The sequence below is a fragment of the Humibacter ginsengisoli genome (assembly GCF_054780095.1).
Genome location: NZ_BAAGWZ010000011.1, coordinates 320,145 through 334,467 on the forward strand (window position 1 = coordinate 320,145; position 14,323 = coordinate 334,467).

The following is a 14,323-nucleotide window of genomic DNA, read 5'->3' on the forward strand; positions in this document are numbered from 1 at the left end:
AGGCTTGGCGCGTGCCCCGTTCACAGCAACTCGTCCCTGGAATCATCGGCTTCGCGCCGGCCACGGACTATCGGTATCTGCACGAGATCCAAGCATCGGCAGCAAGCGAAAGCCGCCCGGGCGTCGTCAACTCGTTACGCACGCTGTACGCGACTTTCAACACGGACGAGTTCTTCGATCTGGACGAGCGGGGCCACACATCGGAAGCCGTCCAGCTGATCTCCACCGTCGCGGAGTCGCTCCGTGCCGGTGGCGCCGACTTCCTGGTCGTCACCTCCAACAGTGGAAGCATCATCTTGGAAGAGGCGGCGCACGTTCCGCTTCCGGTCCTGAGCATCTTCGAGGCGACCACACGTGAGGCGACACTTCAGGGCTTCAGCACCCTTGGCCTGCTCTCGACTCGTCGCACACTCGAGTCCGGCCAGTACCAGCGGGCCGCCGAATCCCTGGGCGCGAGCATCCTGCTGCCACCGGCCCCGATCGTCGCAGAGATCGACGCGATGATCGATGCAGAAGCGATTCGCGGCATCAACACTCCTGAGTCGCTCACGCTTCTGCAGGATGCCGTGAACTCGCTCGCGGCTGCGGGCGCGGACGCCGTCATCTTGGGTTGTACGGATCTGGTTCTCTTCGGAGCCTCGAACATCGGGGCAGGAACCTTGCCGGTCGTGGACTCCACGACCGCTCACGCGCGAGCAGCCGCGATGCACGCGCTCAACGGAGTGGAGGGGTGACCCGTATGACCAACGAAGACCGTCCGGCTCTCCCCGACGAGAGCGATCGCCACTCGCTGGGCCTCATCGTCGCCGCGGTGCTGTCGTGGATTCCGCCGGTCGCCGATCTCCTGAGCCGCGTCACCTCGCCGGGCCTTCCCGCTCGCGTTCCGATCCACTGGAGTACCAACGGCGCCGTCGACGGCTGGAGCTCGGTCCGACTCGACTTCTGGACCACCCTCCCGGCCGGCTTGATCGGAGCCGCGCTGGTCACCTTGATCGTGATCTTCGGAGGCGACAACATCCCACGCATCAAGGGAAGCCTCGGCCTCGCCGGGATCGTCCTACTCGCAGGGGGGATCAGCTTCACCTGGTTCGTATCGCTCGCGGTCGCACGCGACCCCGATGCCAGCGGTCAGGCATTCGGAATGCTCGCGCTCGGCACTGTGATTCTCGCTGGACTGGTGTTCGTCTGCGGCCCTCTGCCGCGACGGCGGGCCGACCGGCGCTCGGAATATACTCGAGCGCCCTCCGACGCTCCGGGCTGAAGGCTCACGCCCACTCATCTACTGATGCACAGGAACGTTGTTGTCGCGCAACGCCTGCCGCAACGCGCGCGTGGTCGTGAAATGGTGCGTGCGCATTCCGAGCACTGCTGCTCCGGACCTTTTGGCGGGCGAGTCATCCGTGAAGAACACGACGATTGTGTCGATCCATTGCCGCCTGCTGATGCGGCCGGTTGTGACGTCGTCGATCACTGGATGCGAGAACGCGAACTCTTCGATGCTGCCGGCCTGAAGACCATGACGGAGCTCGATCGCTGCCACGTATTCGGGATAGAAGTGCCGCACGACGCCATCCAGGTCGAAGAGCACGGCACGAATCATCGTTCGATCATTGCGCGTTCGAAGAGCGGGCGATTGTCCTCGAGGACTCGATGGTCGTTGTTGGCCCACTCCACCGCCGAACGTGCGTGAGCACGACGGGCGTCGCTCAGTGTCTCGTCGTGGGCATTCGCGCTCTCGCACTCGACGATGTGCGACTGCTGCCGCTCGATCACATCGAGCACGGCCTCTGCTGACAAGCTCGGATCATAACCAGCCACGAACTCGCGTAGCCTCCGTGCTTGGTCTTGGATGGGCACATTGCCGAGCGACTGAATGCACCATGTCCATCCCGCGTATCACACGTCCTCAAGCGGGTCGCCGGGATGCGCGCTGTCCCAATCGATGAGAGCCACGGGCATCCCATCGCTCATCACTGTGTTGAAGGGCCCGGGATCACCGTGAACCACGCAGATGCCGCCTCCGGCGAGCGCCGAACCACGGGTCAAGTCATGCAATTCGCGGAGCATCCGTCCCATGGCGGCGTAGCTTCGTTCGTCTCGTTGAGAAGGATGGTCCGTCGTGGTCCCTTCGACGAAGGACAAGACGTCGCGGCCCTCCTTATCGCGGCCCAGGTAGCGGGGCGCCCATTGATAACCGTGCTCGTTCAACTCGCGAAGCACCTTCGCGGCGAACATAGACCGGCGGCCGCGAGGTCGGTGAACGGTGTCTCCGTTCTTCACGACGCCGGGCGTGGTGTTGCCGCCGGTAAGAACCTCTTCCACGAGTGACTCCGATCGACCGCATCAGTGTAGGAGCAGAGCTCTTTCAAAGTCGGGCTCGATCTCGTGCCGATTCCCGACTTCCTGTCCGAAGTGGTCGTCGCACCGGCTCGATGACGGCATCTTGGGACAGGAGGTTTCGCGTCACGCCGACTTTCCTGTCCCTGGTTGCCGTTTCTGACACGGATAACGACCACTTCGGACAGGGATTCCGGGAAGCGCAGTGCGACACACGCACCAAACCGACTTCAAGAAGGCCCGGGTGTAGGAGACCGCGATGACGCGAGTCACGCTACCCTTCCGCAATGTCCACCAACAAAGTGCTCCTCGCGGTCGTTGCGACACCTGAGCCGTTGCCCGAACCGGTGGACCGCTCGCGCTGGCCCGTTCATGTCACTATCGCTGGGAACTTTCGTGTTGACGCAGGATCGGTCGATGCGATTCCGAGCATGTTGCGTTCTGCAGCCGAGACGATTGCTGAGTTCCAGGTGAAGCTCGGCCCAGCCGAGCAGTTCGGCCCGGGGCGGGACATACCTGTGCTTCTGGCGGCACACGCATCCCTCGACCTGTTACATCTCTCCCTGGCTACGTCGTTGTCGGGGCTGCCGGACTTTCAACCGCAGGACCCTCAATATTGGCGTCGCGGCTATCGCCCGCACGCTTCGCTCGGCCCTGCGGTTGAAGCGCACGCCGACGAGACGTTGCCTCTACGAGTGCTCACCTTGGTCTCCCTCGACGCGCGCTCGAGCCGAAGCCTTTACGTCGTTCGGCTTTGAACCTACGAGCGAAATGACGCAGGCGCCGCGATGATCAGCCAAGACGTGTAGCTCTCCGAGACCGAACCACCCAGCCCAGCAACGGCGCCGGCCGCCTCCTGCACCTCCTCGCTCGTCCAGTCGCTGAACGTGCTGAACAATCCGCGGAGTTGCTCGGTCGTCAGGTCGATCGTCCAGCGGTATCGGTGGATGCTCTCCACGGTGAATGATCCTGATCGCGACAGTTTTCGGGCGGTCGCGTCAGCGTCTTCCGGGTTTCCGCGACGCACCTTCCGGCGACGTTCGGCGATTCGCTCGACCACTTCGCGAAACGGCGTCACCTCGGCCTCGGCGTCGCCGAACACGTTGCGCCAGACCAGCAGGCGACCTTCGCGACGCAAGCAGTGCCGAACGACCGGCAGGACGACATCCAGATCCATCCAATGGATCGACGTGGCAGCAACCACCATGTCGAAAGACCCCGCGTCGAGCTGGATGTCTTCGGCCCGGGACCGGATGACTGCGGCGCGCGGGAATCGGGCCTGGAGCAGGTCTGCCAGCTGCGCGCCGGGCTCGACAGCGACGACATCCATGCCGCGAGCGAGGAGTTCGCCCGTCGCCTCTCCGGTGCCTGCACCGAGGTCGAGAGCGCGGCGTCCCGGAGTCGCCAGACCGGTAGCGACGACGTCTCGCCAGAGGGCATGCGGATACGGCGGCCGTGCTGCGGCATACGCGTACGCCATGCCGTCGAAATGCAGCGGGTCGACCACGGTGTCAACCTAGCGGGCGGTAAGCACCGAAGGAGCGCGGTGGTTACGTTGAGCGCATGAAGGTCGAAGCGCTGCACGGTGCGCCGAGGGACGAAGCGGCTTTGGAGCACCTGCTCGCGCAAGGGTGGCCGTCGTTCATCTCCGCGGATGCCGTCGCCGCGGAATACCTGCCTCGAGTCCGCGAGTGCTTCGCGGATCTCGAACTTCTCGCGCTAGAAGGCGACCGCTACGTCGGTGCCGGCTGGGCCGTCCCCATCGAGTGGGACGGGCACATCGAGTCGTTGCCGGAGGGGTACTCGGACAGCCTCCGCCGCTCGATGGAGCCGACGACCGCGCGGGCCGCCAACACTCTCGTGGTGTGCGCGGCGCAGGTCGACGCCTCCGTCCAGGGACGTGGCGTCGCCGCCGAGCTGTTTCGCGCGTTTCGCCGCCAGGCGATCGCGCACGGGTACGAGAACCTGATCGTCCCGTTGCGTCCGACGCTCAAGCACAGATATCCGCTCACCCCGATCGAGGAGTACGCACAGTGGGCTCGGCCCGACGGCTCGCCGTTCGATCCGTGGCTTCGCACGCACTGGCGCATGGGCGCCCGGGTCATCCGTACTGCACCGCGGTCGCAGGTGATGACGGGAACCGTCGCCGAATGGGAGCAATGGACGAACATGGCGTTCCCTGCGCCAGGCGACTACATCATCCCCGGAGGCCTCGCTCCGCTTCACATCGACGCCGGCGGCGCAGGCATCTACGTCGAGCCCAATATCTGGGTCGAGCATCCTCTTGACGAGCACGACGCGACCGGCCGTTGAAGGCGCGGCGTGCGCCGCATTCTGCTTGAGACGCCCGTGGTCCTGCCTCGCGTCATCCCACCGCCCCGCCGGCGAGGGTCTCGTCTCCGACCTTCGACGCCTCCTCGGCGTCGCCGGTGATGCCGATGGAGCTGACGCCGCGAGGTGGCCGGGGATAGACGGGCGTCAAGTTTCCCCGTAGCGTGGCGGGGTGCCACAGGGAGCCTCTCGCGATCGAAAAGCGCGTCCGCTGGACCGACGTCGCGGCCCCTATGCCGGGATCGCTCGGCATGGCCGATTGAAGCGGCATCCGTGGGCGACGGTCGGCAAAGCCGTCGCTTGCGTCTTCGCCGTCGCGCTGGTCAGCACGTTCGGCGTCGCCGGTGTGGCTGCCGCGAACCTGGTGAGCGGGGCACCCAAGACGGTTCGCTTAGTAGGTGAGAAGCCGGGCGAGATCCCGAGCATCGGCGCCATCGAAGGCGGCGTAAACCTCCTGATCGCGGCCTCGGACACCCGCTCCGGACAGGGCGATTCGTGGGGATCCACGGACGACAGCTCGGGCGTGGGCAACAACGACGTAACGATGCTTCTCCATCTGTCACAAGATCACACGCACGCAGAGGTGGTCAGTTTTCCGCGGGATCTGATCATCGACTTTCCCAAGTGCCCGGACGGGAGCGGCGGTTGGATCAGCGCGCGACAGAACGCGCAGTTGAACACGTCCCTTCCGGAGGGCGGACCGGATGGCGGGGTGGCCTGCACCGTGAGTGTGATCGAGCAGTTGACCGGCCTGACCATCCCGTTTGCAGGCTCGATCACGTTCGAGGGCGTTGTGGCGATGTCGAATGCCGTGGGAGGGGTGCCCGTCTGCGTCGGCGGCGACGGCATCCACGACCCCGACACCAACCTTGATCTTGCGCCGGGGACTGCCACCATCCAGGGGCAGGAGGCGGCCGAGTTCTTACGGACCCGGCATGGAGTCGGGAACGAATCCGACCTCGACCGCATCAGCAACCAGCAGGTGTTCCTCTCGTCGCTCGTGCGCACGATCATGAGCGACGACACCCTGACGAATCCGGTGAAGGTCTGGGGCATCGCGAAGGCCGCGACTCAGTACTTCACGTTCTCGGACAGCCTCCGTTCCGCCACCACGATCTATCAGATGGCCATCGCCCTGAAGGGACTGAACTGGAATAACATCACGTTCGTTCAGTACCCCGTCGTGGCCGACCCCGACAATCAGAACCGGGTCATCCCGGACGAGTCGGCTGCGAAAACATTGATGGATGCGCTGAGCAACGACCAGCCGTTGGCGATCACTGGTGACACCGGGAATGGTGGGTCGATAGTGCCGACGACGTCCCCGTCTCCGCAGGAGGCCGTCCCCGCGCCGACAACTTCGGCTGCGGGCGGCAAGGGAGGGCCGGCGAGTGGGCCTTCGACCGCTTCGACGCCGGTCCAGCTCGATGCGAACGTATACGGCCAGACCGCAGCGACGCAGACCTGTTCCAACGGCAATGGCTAGGCCGGAACCGGGGTCTGCTCGCAGACCGCTCGCCTTCGGCTACGAAGATCGGATGCGATCCGCTCGTTCCTGCGCGTACTCCAGCTGCGATCGGTGCTCCGCGGGAAGCCAGTCCCGGCCGTATGTCGCGGACGGGCCGACCCGGGCGTCGTCGGGGTCGCGTCCGTCGATCAGGGCCGCTACGTAGGCCCGGTCCTGGTCGATCCGGCGGCGCAGCTCTTCGTTGTTGCCGATGGACCCGTGGCCGGGGACCACAACACCGACGTCATCCGCGATCGTGTCGAACATCCGCAAAGCTTCGAGGTAGTCCTCGATCGGCTCCTCGACGTGGAGGTCGAGGAGCGGGACCTCGACATCCGAGAGCATGTCGCCGGCGATGAGCACCCCGCGGTGCTCGACGAGCAGCGCCGCGTGACCGGGCGCGTGCGCCCGATGCTCGAGGATGCGCACGCTCGGGCCGTTCCAGGGCAGCCGAGCCGTGCCCTCGGGTAGACCCTCGATCAGACCGAGCGAGTCGAGCGGCACCTGCTCGGCGATGCGCTCGGCCTTGGTGCGGGCATCCGTCAGCCGAGCCTCAGCCGTGAGTGCGCACCGGTGCGTGCCGTAACGCGGGGCGGACCCGAAACGTGTGTGCCAGATCAGGTGGTCCCAGTGCGGATGCGTGGAGAATCCCATGGCGACGCGCAGGTTCAGCCGATCCAGCTCGTCTGCGAGGTCGGTCAAGTCCGAATCGCCCACGCCCGGATCGACGAGCAGCACGCCGGAATCGCCCATCACGACGACCGCATTGCTCTCACAGAACCGGCTCTGGCGCACCAGCACACCCTCGGCGACCTCGCGTAGCACCCCATCAGGCTACGCACTCCGACAACCGCGGACTCCGACGAGCTCGCCGTCGACGAGAAGAAGCAGAAGAAGTAGTGAGAAGGCGTTTGCATCGCCGCTCGTGCGGGCACTACTCCTTCATGACCGAAAGTCACAGTGACGACAGCTGCGGCGAACGTTTCGACGCCGTGCTGTTCGACCGCGACGGCACTCTCGTCGTCGACGTGCCGTACAACACGGATCCGGAGCTTGTCGTGCCGATGCCGACCGCGGTCGCGACGGTGCGGCGACTGCGCGAGGCAGGCATCCGGGTGGGCGTCGTCACAAACCAATCGGGCGTCGGCCGCGGGCTCATCACACCGGAGCAGCTGCGCGCCGTGAACGCGGCGATCGATGAGGCGATAGGCCCGTTCGACGCGTGGGCGGTGTGCCCTCACTCACCGGATGCCGGCTGCCGGTGCCGCAAACCGCAGCCGGGGCTCATCTTCGCGGCGGCATCCGAGTGGGGAATCGCGCCATCGCGGGTGCTCGTGATCGGCGACATCGGGAGCGACCTGGATGCCGCGTCCGCGGCGGGTGCGTCGGCCGTGCTCGTGCCGAACGCTGCCACCCGTACGGAGGAAGTGGATGCCGCCCCGTTCGTGGCGCGCGACCTCGCCGGCGCCGTCGAGCTTGCGTTCGGCGGGGCGCCACGCGGCAGGGCGGGCGCCGGTTCTGCCGGGGAAGCCGGCATCCGGCTCGCCGAGGCTACGGCCGCCTCGCCCAGACTACGAACGTCGCGCCGACACTACGATCGTCGCGCCGCGACTACGGTCGATGACCGAAGTCTCGACTCCGGAACCCTAGTCTCGGCAGCGACGCTTCGCGCCGACGCTCGATCTGCAGGGGCGCGCGCATGAAGCGGGACGGCGTGCTCGTCGCGCGGCTGGACAGCATGGGGGACGTGCTGCTGGCCGGCCCCGCCGTGCGGGCGATCGCGGCCTCGGGCGCGAGCGTGACGATGCTGTGCTCGCCGCGCGGGGCATCCGCTGCCCGGATGCTTCCCGGCGTGGACGACGTTCTCGTGTGGGACTGCCCGTGGATCAGCGCGGACGCCCCTGACGTCGACCCCGCCGAGGCTCGCCGCCTCGTGCAGGCCATCGCTGGGCATCGGTTCGCACAGGCCGTGATCTTGACGTCGTTCCACCAGTCGCCGCTGCCGCTCGCACTGCTGCTCCGGTTGGCGGGAGTGCCGCGGATCGGCGGCGCATCCGTCGACCATGCGGGCAGCCTGCTCGACGTGCGGCTGCGCCCGGGCGACGAGCCCGGCGATGATCTGCCGGAGAACATTCCGGAGGCGGAGCGGGCGTTGCGCATCGCGGCGGCGTGCGGATTCCGGCTTCCGGAGTCCGACCCAGGGCTGCTCGCCGTGCGCGGCGCGGAGCAGGCAAGCGGGTTGGCCCGGCCGTACGTGGTGCTGCATCCGGGTGCGTCGGCGCCGGCACGCAGGTGGAACGTCGAAGGGTTCGCGGCCGTGGCATCCGCTCTTGTTGGAGTCGGGATGAACGTGGTCGTCACGGGCGACGCCGACGAGCGAGAGCTCACGCGCCAGGTGGCCGACGCGGCCGGCCGCGGGATGAGTGCCGCATCGGTGACCGACCTCGGCGGGCGCCTCACGCTGCCGGAGCTCGCCGGCGTGCTCGCCGGGGCCGAATCCGTGGTGTGCGGCAACACCGGCCCTGCGCATCTCGCCGCCGCGGTCGGCACACCCGTGATCAGCCTGTTCTCCCCCGTCGTGCCCGCGGCGAAGTGGGCACCGTACGGCGTGCCGTGTGTGCTGCTCGGCGACCAGGATGCCGCGTGCGCGGGAAGCAGGGCGCGCGTCTGCCCGGTGGCGGGACATCCGTGCCTGAACCGGATCGCTCCCCGCGAGGTGGTGGATGCCTGCCTCCGGCTCGCGCCGGGGTGGACAGCAGACGGGCCTGCGCGAGAAAAGGCCGGCCCTGCGCGAGGGGACGCGGTTCGATTCTCGGGAGCGGTGCCGTCAGGCCCGACGCACCGGCCCGGAGTTCCGGAGCGCGACAACCGTGCCCGCCATCCGGTTCTGAGAAGCGAACAGGGCGAAGGCCGCGCGCGGCCCACAAACCAGAACCGAGAGGCGGTCGCGGGATGAAGATCCTGATCTGGCACGTGCACGGCGGATGGATGGACTCCTTCGTGCGGGGACCGCACGACTACCTGCTGCCGACCATGGCGCAGCGCGATGGCTGGGGTCTCGGCCGCGCCTCTCGCGACTGGCCGGCGGCCGCACGGGAGGTCTCCCCCGAGCAGTTGCGCGAGGAGCGGCCGGACGTCATCGTGCTGCAGCGGCCGGAGGAGGTGGCAGAGGCGACCAGGCTGCTGGGCGCGGTTCCGGGCAGCGACCTGCCTGCCGTCTACCTCGAGCACAACACTCCGCGGCAGCACGCGGCGACCAGTGTGCATCCCATGGCCGATCAGCGCGAGATCCCGATCGTGCACGTCACGCACTTCAACGAGGTGTTCTGGGACAACGGCATCGCGCCGACGACGGTGATCGAGCACGGCATCCTCGACCCTGGCCCGCGTTACACGGGCGAACTGGGCGCCCTCGCCGCCGTCATCAACGAGCCCGTGCGACGCGGCCGCGTCACGGGCACCGACCTGTTGCCGCGGTTCACCGACGTCGCTCCGGTGCACGTGTTCGGCATGGCGACGGACGCACTCGGCCACTCGACCGGCGACGCGAACATCGTGCCGAGCGGCGACCTGCCCACCGACGAGCTGCACACGGAGCTGGCGCGGCGGCGCGCGTACCTGCATCCGGTGCGCTGGACGTCGCTCGGGCTCTCGTTGCTGGAGGCGATGTTCCTTGGGATGCCCGTGCTCGCGCTCGCCACCACCGAGGTGTCGCGCGCCGTGCCGCCGGGCACGGGGGTGACGTCTACGGACCCGGACGAGCTGAGGGCCGCAGCATCCGAGCTGATCGCCGACCCCGAGGCCGCGAGGCGACTGGGCGCCGCGGGCAGGGCTCACGCGCTGCAGGCGTACTCGCTGGAGAACTTTCTCGAGCGCTGGAACACCGTGCTCGACGACACGGTCGCCGCCTGGCGACTGCGGCACCCGCAGGCGCGGATGCACCCGCGGCGCCTCGGATATCCGGGCGCCACGCACATCGATCACTGGCCGGCCAGCGCACCTGCGCCGGCAACGGCCGGTGGCGCGTCCTCGACGACGCACACAACGGAAGGAGCACCATCGTGAGAATCGCCATGGTTTCCGAGCACGCCAGCCCGCTGGCGACGGTCGGAAGTGTGGATGCCGGCGGGCAGAACGTGCACGTCGCCGCGCTCAGCAAGGCGCTCGCCGCCGACGGCCACGAGGTGACCGTCTACACCAGGCGCGACTCCGCCGAGCTGCCGCGCCGGGTCGGCTTCGGCCCGGGTGTCGAGGTGGTGCACATCGACGCGGGCCCGCCCACGCGCATTCCGAAGGACGATCTGCTGCCGCACATGCCGCAGCTGGCCGAGGGCATCGCTGCCGACTGGGAGACCCGGGGCGCACCCGAGGTGGTGCACAGCCACTTCTGGATGTCCGGACTCGCCGCGCTGGGCGCCGTCGAGAGCCTTCCGCAGGAGCGGATCCCCGTGGTGCACACGTTCCACGCACTGGGTTCGGTGAAGCGCCGCTTCCAGGGCGCCGCCGACACGTCGCCGACGGCGCGACGCTGGCTGGAGCCGCACGTCGGCAGTCGTGCCGCCGCGATCGTCGCGACATCGGCGGACGAGGTGCTGGAGCTCGGCCGCATGGACATCGCGACCGGCAAGGTGCGGGTCGTGCCGTGCGGCGTCGATCCGTCGGCGTTCAGCGCGAGGGGCCAGCGGCTGCCGAAGGATGCCCGCCACCGCATCCTCAGCGTCGGTCGCCTCGTGCCCCGCAAGGGCGTCGACATCGCCATCGATGCGCTCGCGCGGCTGGTGAAGGCCGGGGAGGACACCGAGCTGGTGGTGCTCGGCAGTTCCGGCGGATCGGCCGAGGCGGATCCCGAGATCGCGCGGCTTGCCGAGAGTGCACGGGCATCCGGTGTCGCCGATCGCGTGCGTTTCATGGGCCAGATCGATCAGACGGAGCTTCCGCGGTGGTACCGCTCGGCCGATGTCGTCGTGTGCACACCGTGGTACGAGCCGTTCGGCATCGTTCCGCTCGAGGCGATGGCGTGCGGTGTTCCCGTGGTGGCCGCGGCCGTCGGCGGGCTGCGCGACACCGTTGTCGACGGGGTGACGGGCCTGAAGGTTCCGCCGTTCGACGCGGATGCCACCGCCGCCGCCATCTCCCGCCTGTTCGATGACGACGAGATGCGGTCCGAGCTCGGCCGGGCCGGACGCGAGCGGGTGCGCACGAAGTACACCTGGCAGCAGGTCGCCCACGAGACCGCCGAGGTGTACGAGCGGCTCGCGACGACGACGCTGCGGCAGGGCTCCGGACTCGACGAGCGGATGCCTGCTCCTTCGCGCGCAGGAGCCGCTGCGCTGGGAGGTGTGTACCGATGACCAGCGTCGAGGCGCCGGTCAGAGGGCATACTCTGCCCGCTCAGGATGCCGCGCGCGACCACATCCGGACGCTCGCGCCATCGCTGCTGTCGTTGCAGGAGCAGTCCGCGACGATCGCCGCGTGGGGCGAGGAACTGGCCGATCGGCTGGTCGGCGGCGCACGCCTGCTTGTCGCGGGCAACGGCGGCTCAGCAGCCGAGGCACAGCACCTGACCGCGGAGCTGGTCGGACGGTTCCAGAACGACCGGGCGGCGTTCTCGGCGATCGCGCTGAACGCGGAGACGTCGAGCGTGACCGCTATCGGCAACGACTACGGATTCGACGAGGTGTTCGCGCGACAGGTGGGCGCTCATGCCAGGCCGGGCGACATTGTGCTGCTGCTCTCCACGAGCGGGGCGAGCGGAAACGTCCTCGCCGCCGCGGCGGCGGCGCACGAATGCGGGGCTCTGGTGTGGGCCATGACGGGTCCCGTGCCGAACCGACTCGCCGCGGCCAGCGACGAGGCGATCACGATCGAGGGACCCTCGGCCCACGTGCAGGAGTGCCAGCTGGTGGGCATCCACGCGCTCTGCTGCGTCTTCGATCGGCGGGTCGAACAGCTGCAGGGGGCGCGGTCGCAGCCAGCGTGGCTGGAGAGGAGGACGCCATGAGGATCACTGTGGTGGGCGACGTGCTGCTCGACGTGGACGTGCAGGGCACTGCCGAGAGGCTGCTGGCCGACGCACCCGTGCCCGTCGTCGACGTGCAGACGATCATGCGCCGAGCGGGAGGCGCCGGACTTGTCGCCAGCATGCTCCTGGCCGATGGGCACGAGGTCGACATCGTCACGACGCTGTCGGACGATGACGCGGCGGGCCACCTGCGTGGATGCCTTGCTGGAGCGAACATCGTCGCCTCGCACTCCGGCATCCCGACCCCGGTGAAGACCAGGCTGATCGCCGGTTCGCATCCGCTGGCCCGCATGGACGAGGGATGCGGCGACCCGCCGCCCGTCACGGTCACGGGCGAGATCCTCGACGCTGTGGCGGGCGCGGAGGTGATCGTCGTGGCCGACTACGGTCGTGGCCTGGCGGATCATCCGGAGTTGCGGCGGGCGATCGCGGAACGCGGGCTCGACGTCCCGGTGGTCTGGGACCCGCATCCGCGCGGCGAACGGCCGGTGCTGAGCGCGACCGTCGCCACACCGAACCTTGCAGAGGCCACGAAGGCCGCGCACGTGCCGGCCGGCGTGGGAAAGGATGCCGCTGCGGCGGCCCACGCGGCCCGCGCCCTGCGCGAGGAGTGGGCGTGTCCCATCGCGGTGACGCTCGGCGAGATGGGGGTGCTGCTGGCAGACTCCGCCGGTGCCCCGCCGTCGGTGCATCCGGTGTCGAAGGTGACGAGCGTTGATCCGTGCGGGGCCGGCGACCGATTCTCGTCCGCGCTCGCGGTGGCACTGGCATCCGGTGCTTCGTTGCCGGATGCCGTGGCCTCAGCGGCCGACATCGCCGCGCTCTTCCTCGCCAGGGGCGGGGTCTCGGCGCTCGGCACGCGTCGCACCCCGCGGTACGCCAACTCCCCCGGCGAGACCGGTTCGGCCCGCGAACGCCACGGCGCGATCGTGGCCATGGCGTGTGACAGCGACACGCTCACGCCCGAGGATGTCAGACGGTTCCTCGCCGCTCGCGCCCTCGGCGACTCTCTCGTGCTCGTCATCGACGGCGTCGAGAGCAGCGTCAGCGCAGCGGAGGCTCAGCACATCGACGCGCTCGAACAGGCGTTGCTCGCCCTCGAATGCGTCGACGAGGTCGTGCGCGCACCGCGCGCCGACTTCGAGTCGCTGCTGCGGTCCCTGCGACCGCACGTGTGGGTGGAGTCGGCCGATCCGCGGGACGGCGGACGCCTCGACCCGCAGATCGCCGCGGCGTGGGGCGGCCAGCTCGTGACGCTTCCGTACGGGGAGCGGCACATTGCGGAGTCGTTCGGCCGTGGCCGCGCGCTGGAGCGCGCGAGTGCAATGGCGTTCGGGGGCAACAGCCGCGCGCTGCGTGAGCAGAAGCCGAGTGAGCAGAAGCTGAGTGAGCAGAACAGGAGTGAGAGCCGATGACAGCACGACGCATCATCGTCACAGGCGGCGCATCCGGACTCGGGCGTGCCGTGGTGGAAGCATTGCGCGCGAACGGAGACGCGCCGATCGTGTTCGACCGCGCGGTCGGAGACGACGTCTCCGACGGTACGGATGCCGTGACCGTCGACGTGACGGACCGCGCGGCCGTGGAGGCTGCTGTGGCGGATGTCGGGGCATCCGGAGACATCGACGGCGTCGTCACCGCGGCCGGAATCGATCGTTGCGGCTACCTGCACGAGGTGCCGGCCGACGAGTGGGAGCGGGTGATCGCGGTCAACCTGCTCGGAACGGTCGCTGTCGTGCGGGCCGCGCTGCCGGAGCTCGAGCGCTCGCACGGCCGCATCGTGACGGTCGCCTCGACCCTCGCGTTGCGCGTCGCGGAGGGCGCGACCGCATATTGCGCGTCGAAGTTCGGCGTGCTCGGATTCTCGCGCGCGCTGGCCGCGGAGACCAGGGGCCGCGTCGGCGTGACGACCCTGGTGCCAGGCGGCATGGACACCCATTTCTTCGATGACCGACCCGACTCGTACAAGCCGCCCGCTGACGCGAAGCTGAACCGTCCGGATGACACGGCGCGTGCGGTGCTCTTCGCGCTCAATCAGCCGAGCGGATGCGAGGTGCGCGAACTCGTGGTGTGCCAGGAGTACGAGGAGTCCTGGCCGTGAGGTAGCGCAGGCGGTCTCAGCTGTC

General features: G+C 68.5%; 17 protein-coding genes. 12 read left to right on the top strand and 5 right to left on the bottom strand.

The annotated features are described in order from the left end of the window. Window positions 1-11: 11 nt before the first annotated feature. Together ACYVI5_RS15725 and ACYVI5_RS15730 are read left to right on the top strand one after the other, a co-directional pair. On the top strand, window positions 12-734 hold the full coding sequence (locus tag ACYVI5_RS15725) for an aspartate/glutamate racemase family protein (RefSeq protein ID WP_460581046.1): 723 nt from the start codon (window positions 12-14) through the stop codon (window positions 732-734). A gap of 5 nt (window positions 735-739) precedes the next feature. Next, window positions 740-1,261, top strand: coding sequence for a DUF1648 domain-containing protein (locus ACYVI5_RS15730; protein WP_460581047.1), 522 nt, complete (start codon window positions 740-742; stop codon window positions 1,259-1,261). An 18-nt stretch (window positions 1,262-1,279) separates the two neighbouring features. Here ACYVI5_RS15730 and ACYVI5_RS15735 read toward each other — a convergent pair whose 3' ends face one another. The 3 genes from ACYVI5_RS15735 to ACYVI5_RS15745 all read right to left on the bottom strand — a co-directional run bounded on the left by ACYVI5_RS15735 (window position 1,280) and on the right by ACYVI5_RS15745 (window position 2,235). Next, window positions 1,280-1,600 carry an HAD family hydrolase gene (locus ACYVI5_RS15735; RefSeq protein WP_460581048.1) on the bottom strand — a complete coding sequence of 107 codons (321 nt, stop codon included), beginning with the start codon at window positions 1,598-1,600 and terminating at the stop codon, window positions 1,280-1,282. After that, window positions 1,597-1,797 (bottom strand): hypothetical protein, encoded by a 201-nt coding sequence (locus tag ACYVI5_RS15740; protein WP_460581049.1) that lies wholly within the window; start codon window positions 1,795-1,797, stop codon window positions 1,597-1,599. The genes ACYVI5_RS15735 and ACYVI5_RS15740 overlap by 4 nt, the downstream gene beginning before the upstream one ends. Window positions 1,798-1,896: 99 nt before the next feature. Then, complete coding sequence (locus ACYVI5_RS15745; protein ID WP_460581050.1) at window positions 1,897-2,235, bottom strand: phosphotransferase; 339 nt, start codon at window positions 2,233-2,235, stop codon at window positions 1,897-1,899. A gap of 389 nt (window positions 2,236-2,624) precedes the next feature. Here ACYVI5_RS15745 and ACYVI5_RS15750 point away from each other — a divergent pair, with 389 nt between their 5' ends. Then, window positions 2,625-3,095: a 2'-5' RNA ligase family protein gene (locus tag ACYVI5_RS15750; RefSeq protein WP_460581051.1), complete on the top strand. Its 471-nt coding sequence runs from the start codon at window positions 2,625-2,627 to the stop codon at window positions 3,093-3,095. A 2-nt stretch (window positions 3,096-3,097) separates the two neighbouring features. Here ACYVI5_RS15750 and ACYVI5_RS15755 read toward each other — a convergent pair whose 3' ends face one another. Further along, window positions 3,098-3,844 carry a class I SAM-dependent methyltransferase gene (locus ACYVI5_RS15755; protein WP_460581052.1) on the bottom strand — a complete coding sequence of 249 codons (747 nt, stop codon included), beginning with the start codon at window positions 3,842-3,844 and terminating at the stop codon, window positions 3,098-3,100. Window positions 3,845-3,900: 56 nt separating this feature from the next. On the opposite strand from ACYVI5_RS15755, the gene ACYVI5_RS15760 reads away from it, so the two are divergent. Together ACYVI5_RS15760 and ACYVI5_RS15765 are read left to right on the top strand one after the other, a co-directional pair. Next, window positions 3,901-4,650 (top strand): hypothetical protein, encoded by a 750-nt coding sequence (locus tag ACYVI5_RS15760; protein ID WP_460581053.1) that lies wholly within the window; start codon window positions 3,901-3,903, stop codon window positions 4,648-4,650. Between the two features lie 277 nt (window positions 4,651-4,927). Then, window positions 4,928-6,154, top strand: a complete 1,227-nt coding sequence (locus tag ACYVI5_RS15765) for an LCP family protein (protein WP_460581054.1) — start codon at window positions 4,928-4,930, stop codon at window positions 6,152-6,154. A 39-nt stretch (window positions 6,155-6,193) separates the two neighbouring features. Here ACYVI5_RS15765 and ACYVI5_RS15770 read toward each other — a convergent pair whose 3' ends face one another. Then, window positions 6,194-7,000, bottom strand: coding sequence for an MBL fold metallo-hydrolase (locus ACYVI5_RS15770; RefSeq protein WP_460581055.1), 807 nt, complete (start codon window positions 6,998-7,000; stop codon window positions 6,194-6,196). Between the two features lie 119 nt (window positions 7,001-7,119). Between ACYVI5_RS15770 and ACYVI5_RS15775 the strand changes: the two genes are divergently transcribed. Genes ACYVI5_RS15775 through ACYVI5_RS15805 form a run of 7 tightly spaced genes read left to right on the top strand, consistent with a single transcriptional unit; the run spans window position 7,120 to window position 14,298 of the window. Next, window positions 7,120-7,878, top strand: coding sequence for a D-glycero-alpha-D-manno-heptose-1,7-bisphosphate 7-phosphatase (locus tag ACYVI5_RS15775; protein WP_460581056.1), 759 nt, complete (start codon window positions 7,120-7,122; stop codon window positions 7,876-7,878). After that, window positions 7,875-9,131: a glycosyltransferase family 9 protein gene (locus ACYVI5_RS15780; protein ID WP_460581057.1), complete on the top strand. Its 1,257-nt coding sequence runs from the start codon at window positions 7,875-7,877 to the stop codon at window positions 9,129-9,131. Before ACYVI5_RS15775 ends, ACYVI5_RS15780 begins: the two co-directional genes overlap by 4 nt. Further along, window positions 9,128-10,240, top strand: a complete 1,113-nt coding sequence (locus ACYVI5_RS15785; protein WP_460581058.1) for a glycosyltransferase — start codon at window positions 9,128-9,130, stop codon at window positions 10,238-10,240. Before ACYVI5_RS15780 ends, ACYVI5_RS15785 begins: the two co-directional genes overlap by 4 nt. Next, the gene (locus ACYVI5_RS15790; RefSeq protein WP_460581059.1) at window positions 10,237-11,526 is read left to right on the top strand and encodes a glycosyltransferase family protein; all 1,290 of its coding nucleotides are present in this window, start codon (window positions 10,237-10,239) and stop codon (window positions 11,524-11,526) included. The genes ACYVI5_RS15785 and ACYVI5_RS15790 overlap by 4 nt, the downstream gene beginning before the upstream one ends. Next, complete coding sequence (locus tag ACYVI5_RS15795) at window positions 11,523-12,176, top strand: D-sedoheptulose-7-phosphate isomerase (protein ID WP_460581060.1); 654 nt, start codon at window positions 11,523-11,525, stop codon at window positions 12,174-12,176. Before ACYVI5_RS15790 ends, ACYVI5_RS15795 begins: the two co-directional genes overlap by 4 nt. Then, the gene (locus ACYVI5_RS15800; protein ID WP_460581061.1) at window positions 12,173-13,612 is read left to right on the top strand and encodes a PfkB family carbohydrate kinase; all 1,440 of its coding nucleotides are present in this window, start codon (window positions 12,173-12,175) and stop codon (window positions 13,610-13,612) included. Before ACYVI5_RS15795 ends, ACYVI5_RS15800 begins: the two co-directional genes overlap by 4 nt. Continuing rightward, entirely contained in the window at window positions 13,609-14,298 is a 690-nt protein-coding gene (locus ACYVI5_RS15805) for an SDR family oxidoreductase (protein ID WP_460581062.1), read from the top strand. The genes ACYVI5_RS15800 and ACYVI5_RS15805 overlap by 4 nt, the downstream gene beginning before the upstream one ends. The last annotated feature ends 25 nt before the right edge of the window (window positions 14,299-14,323 follow it).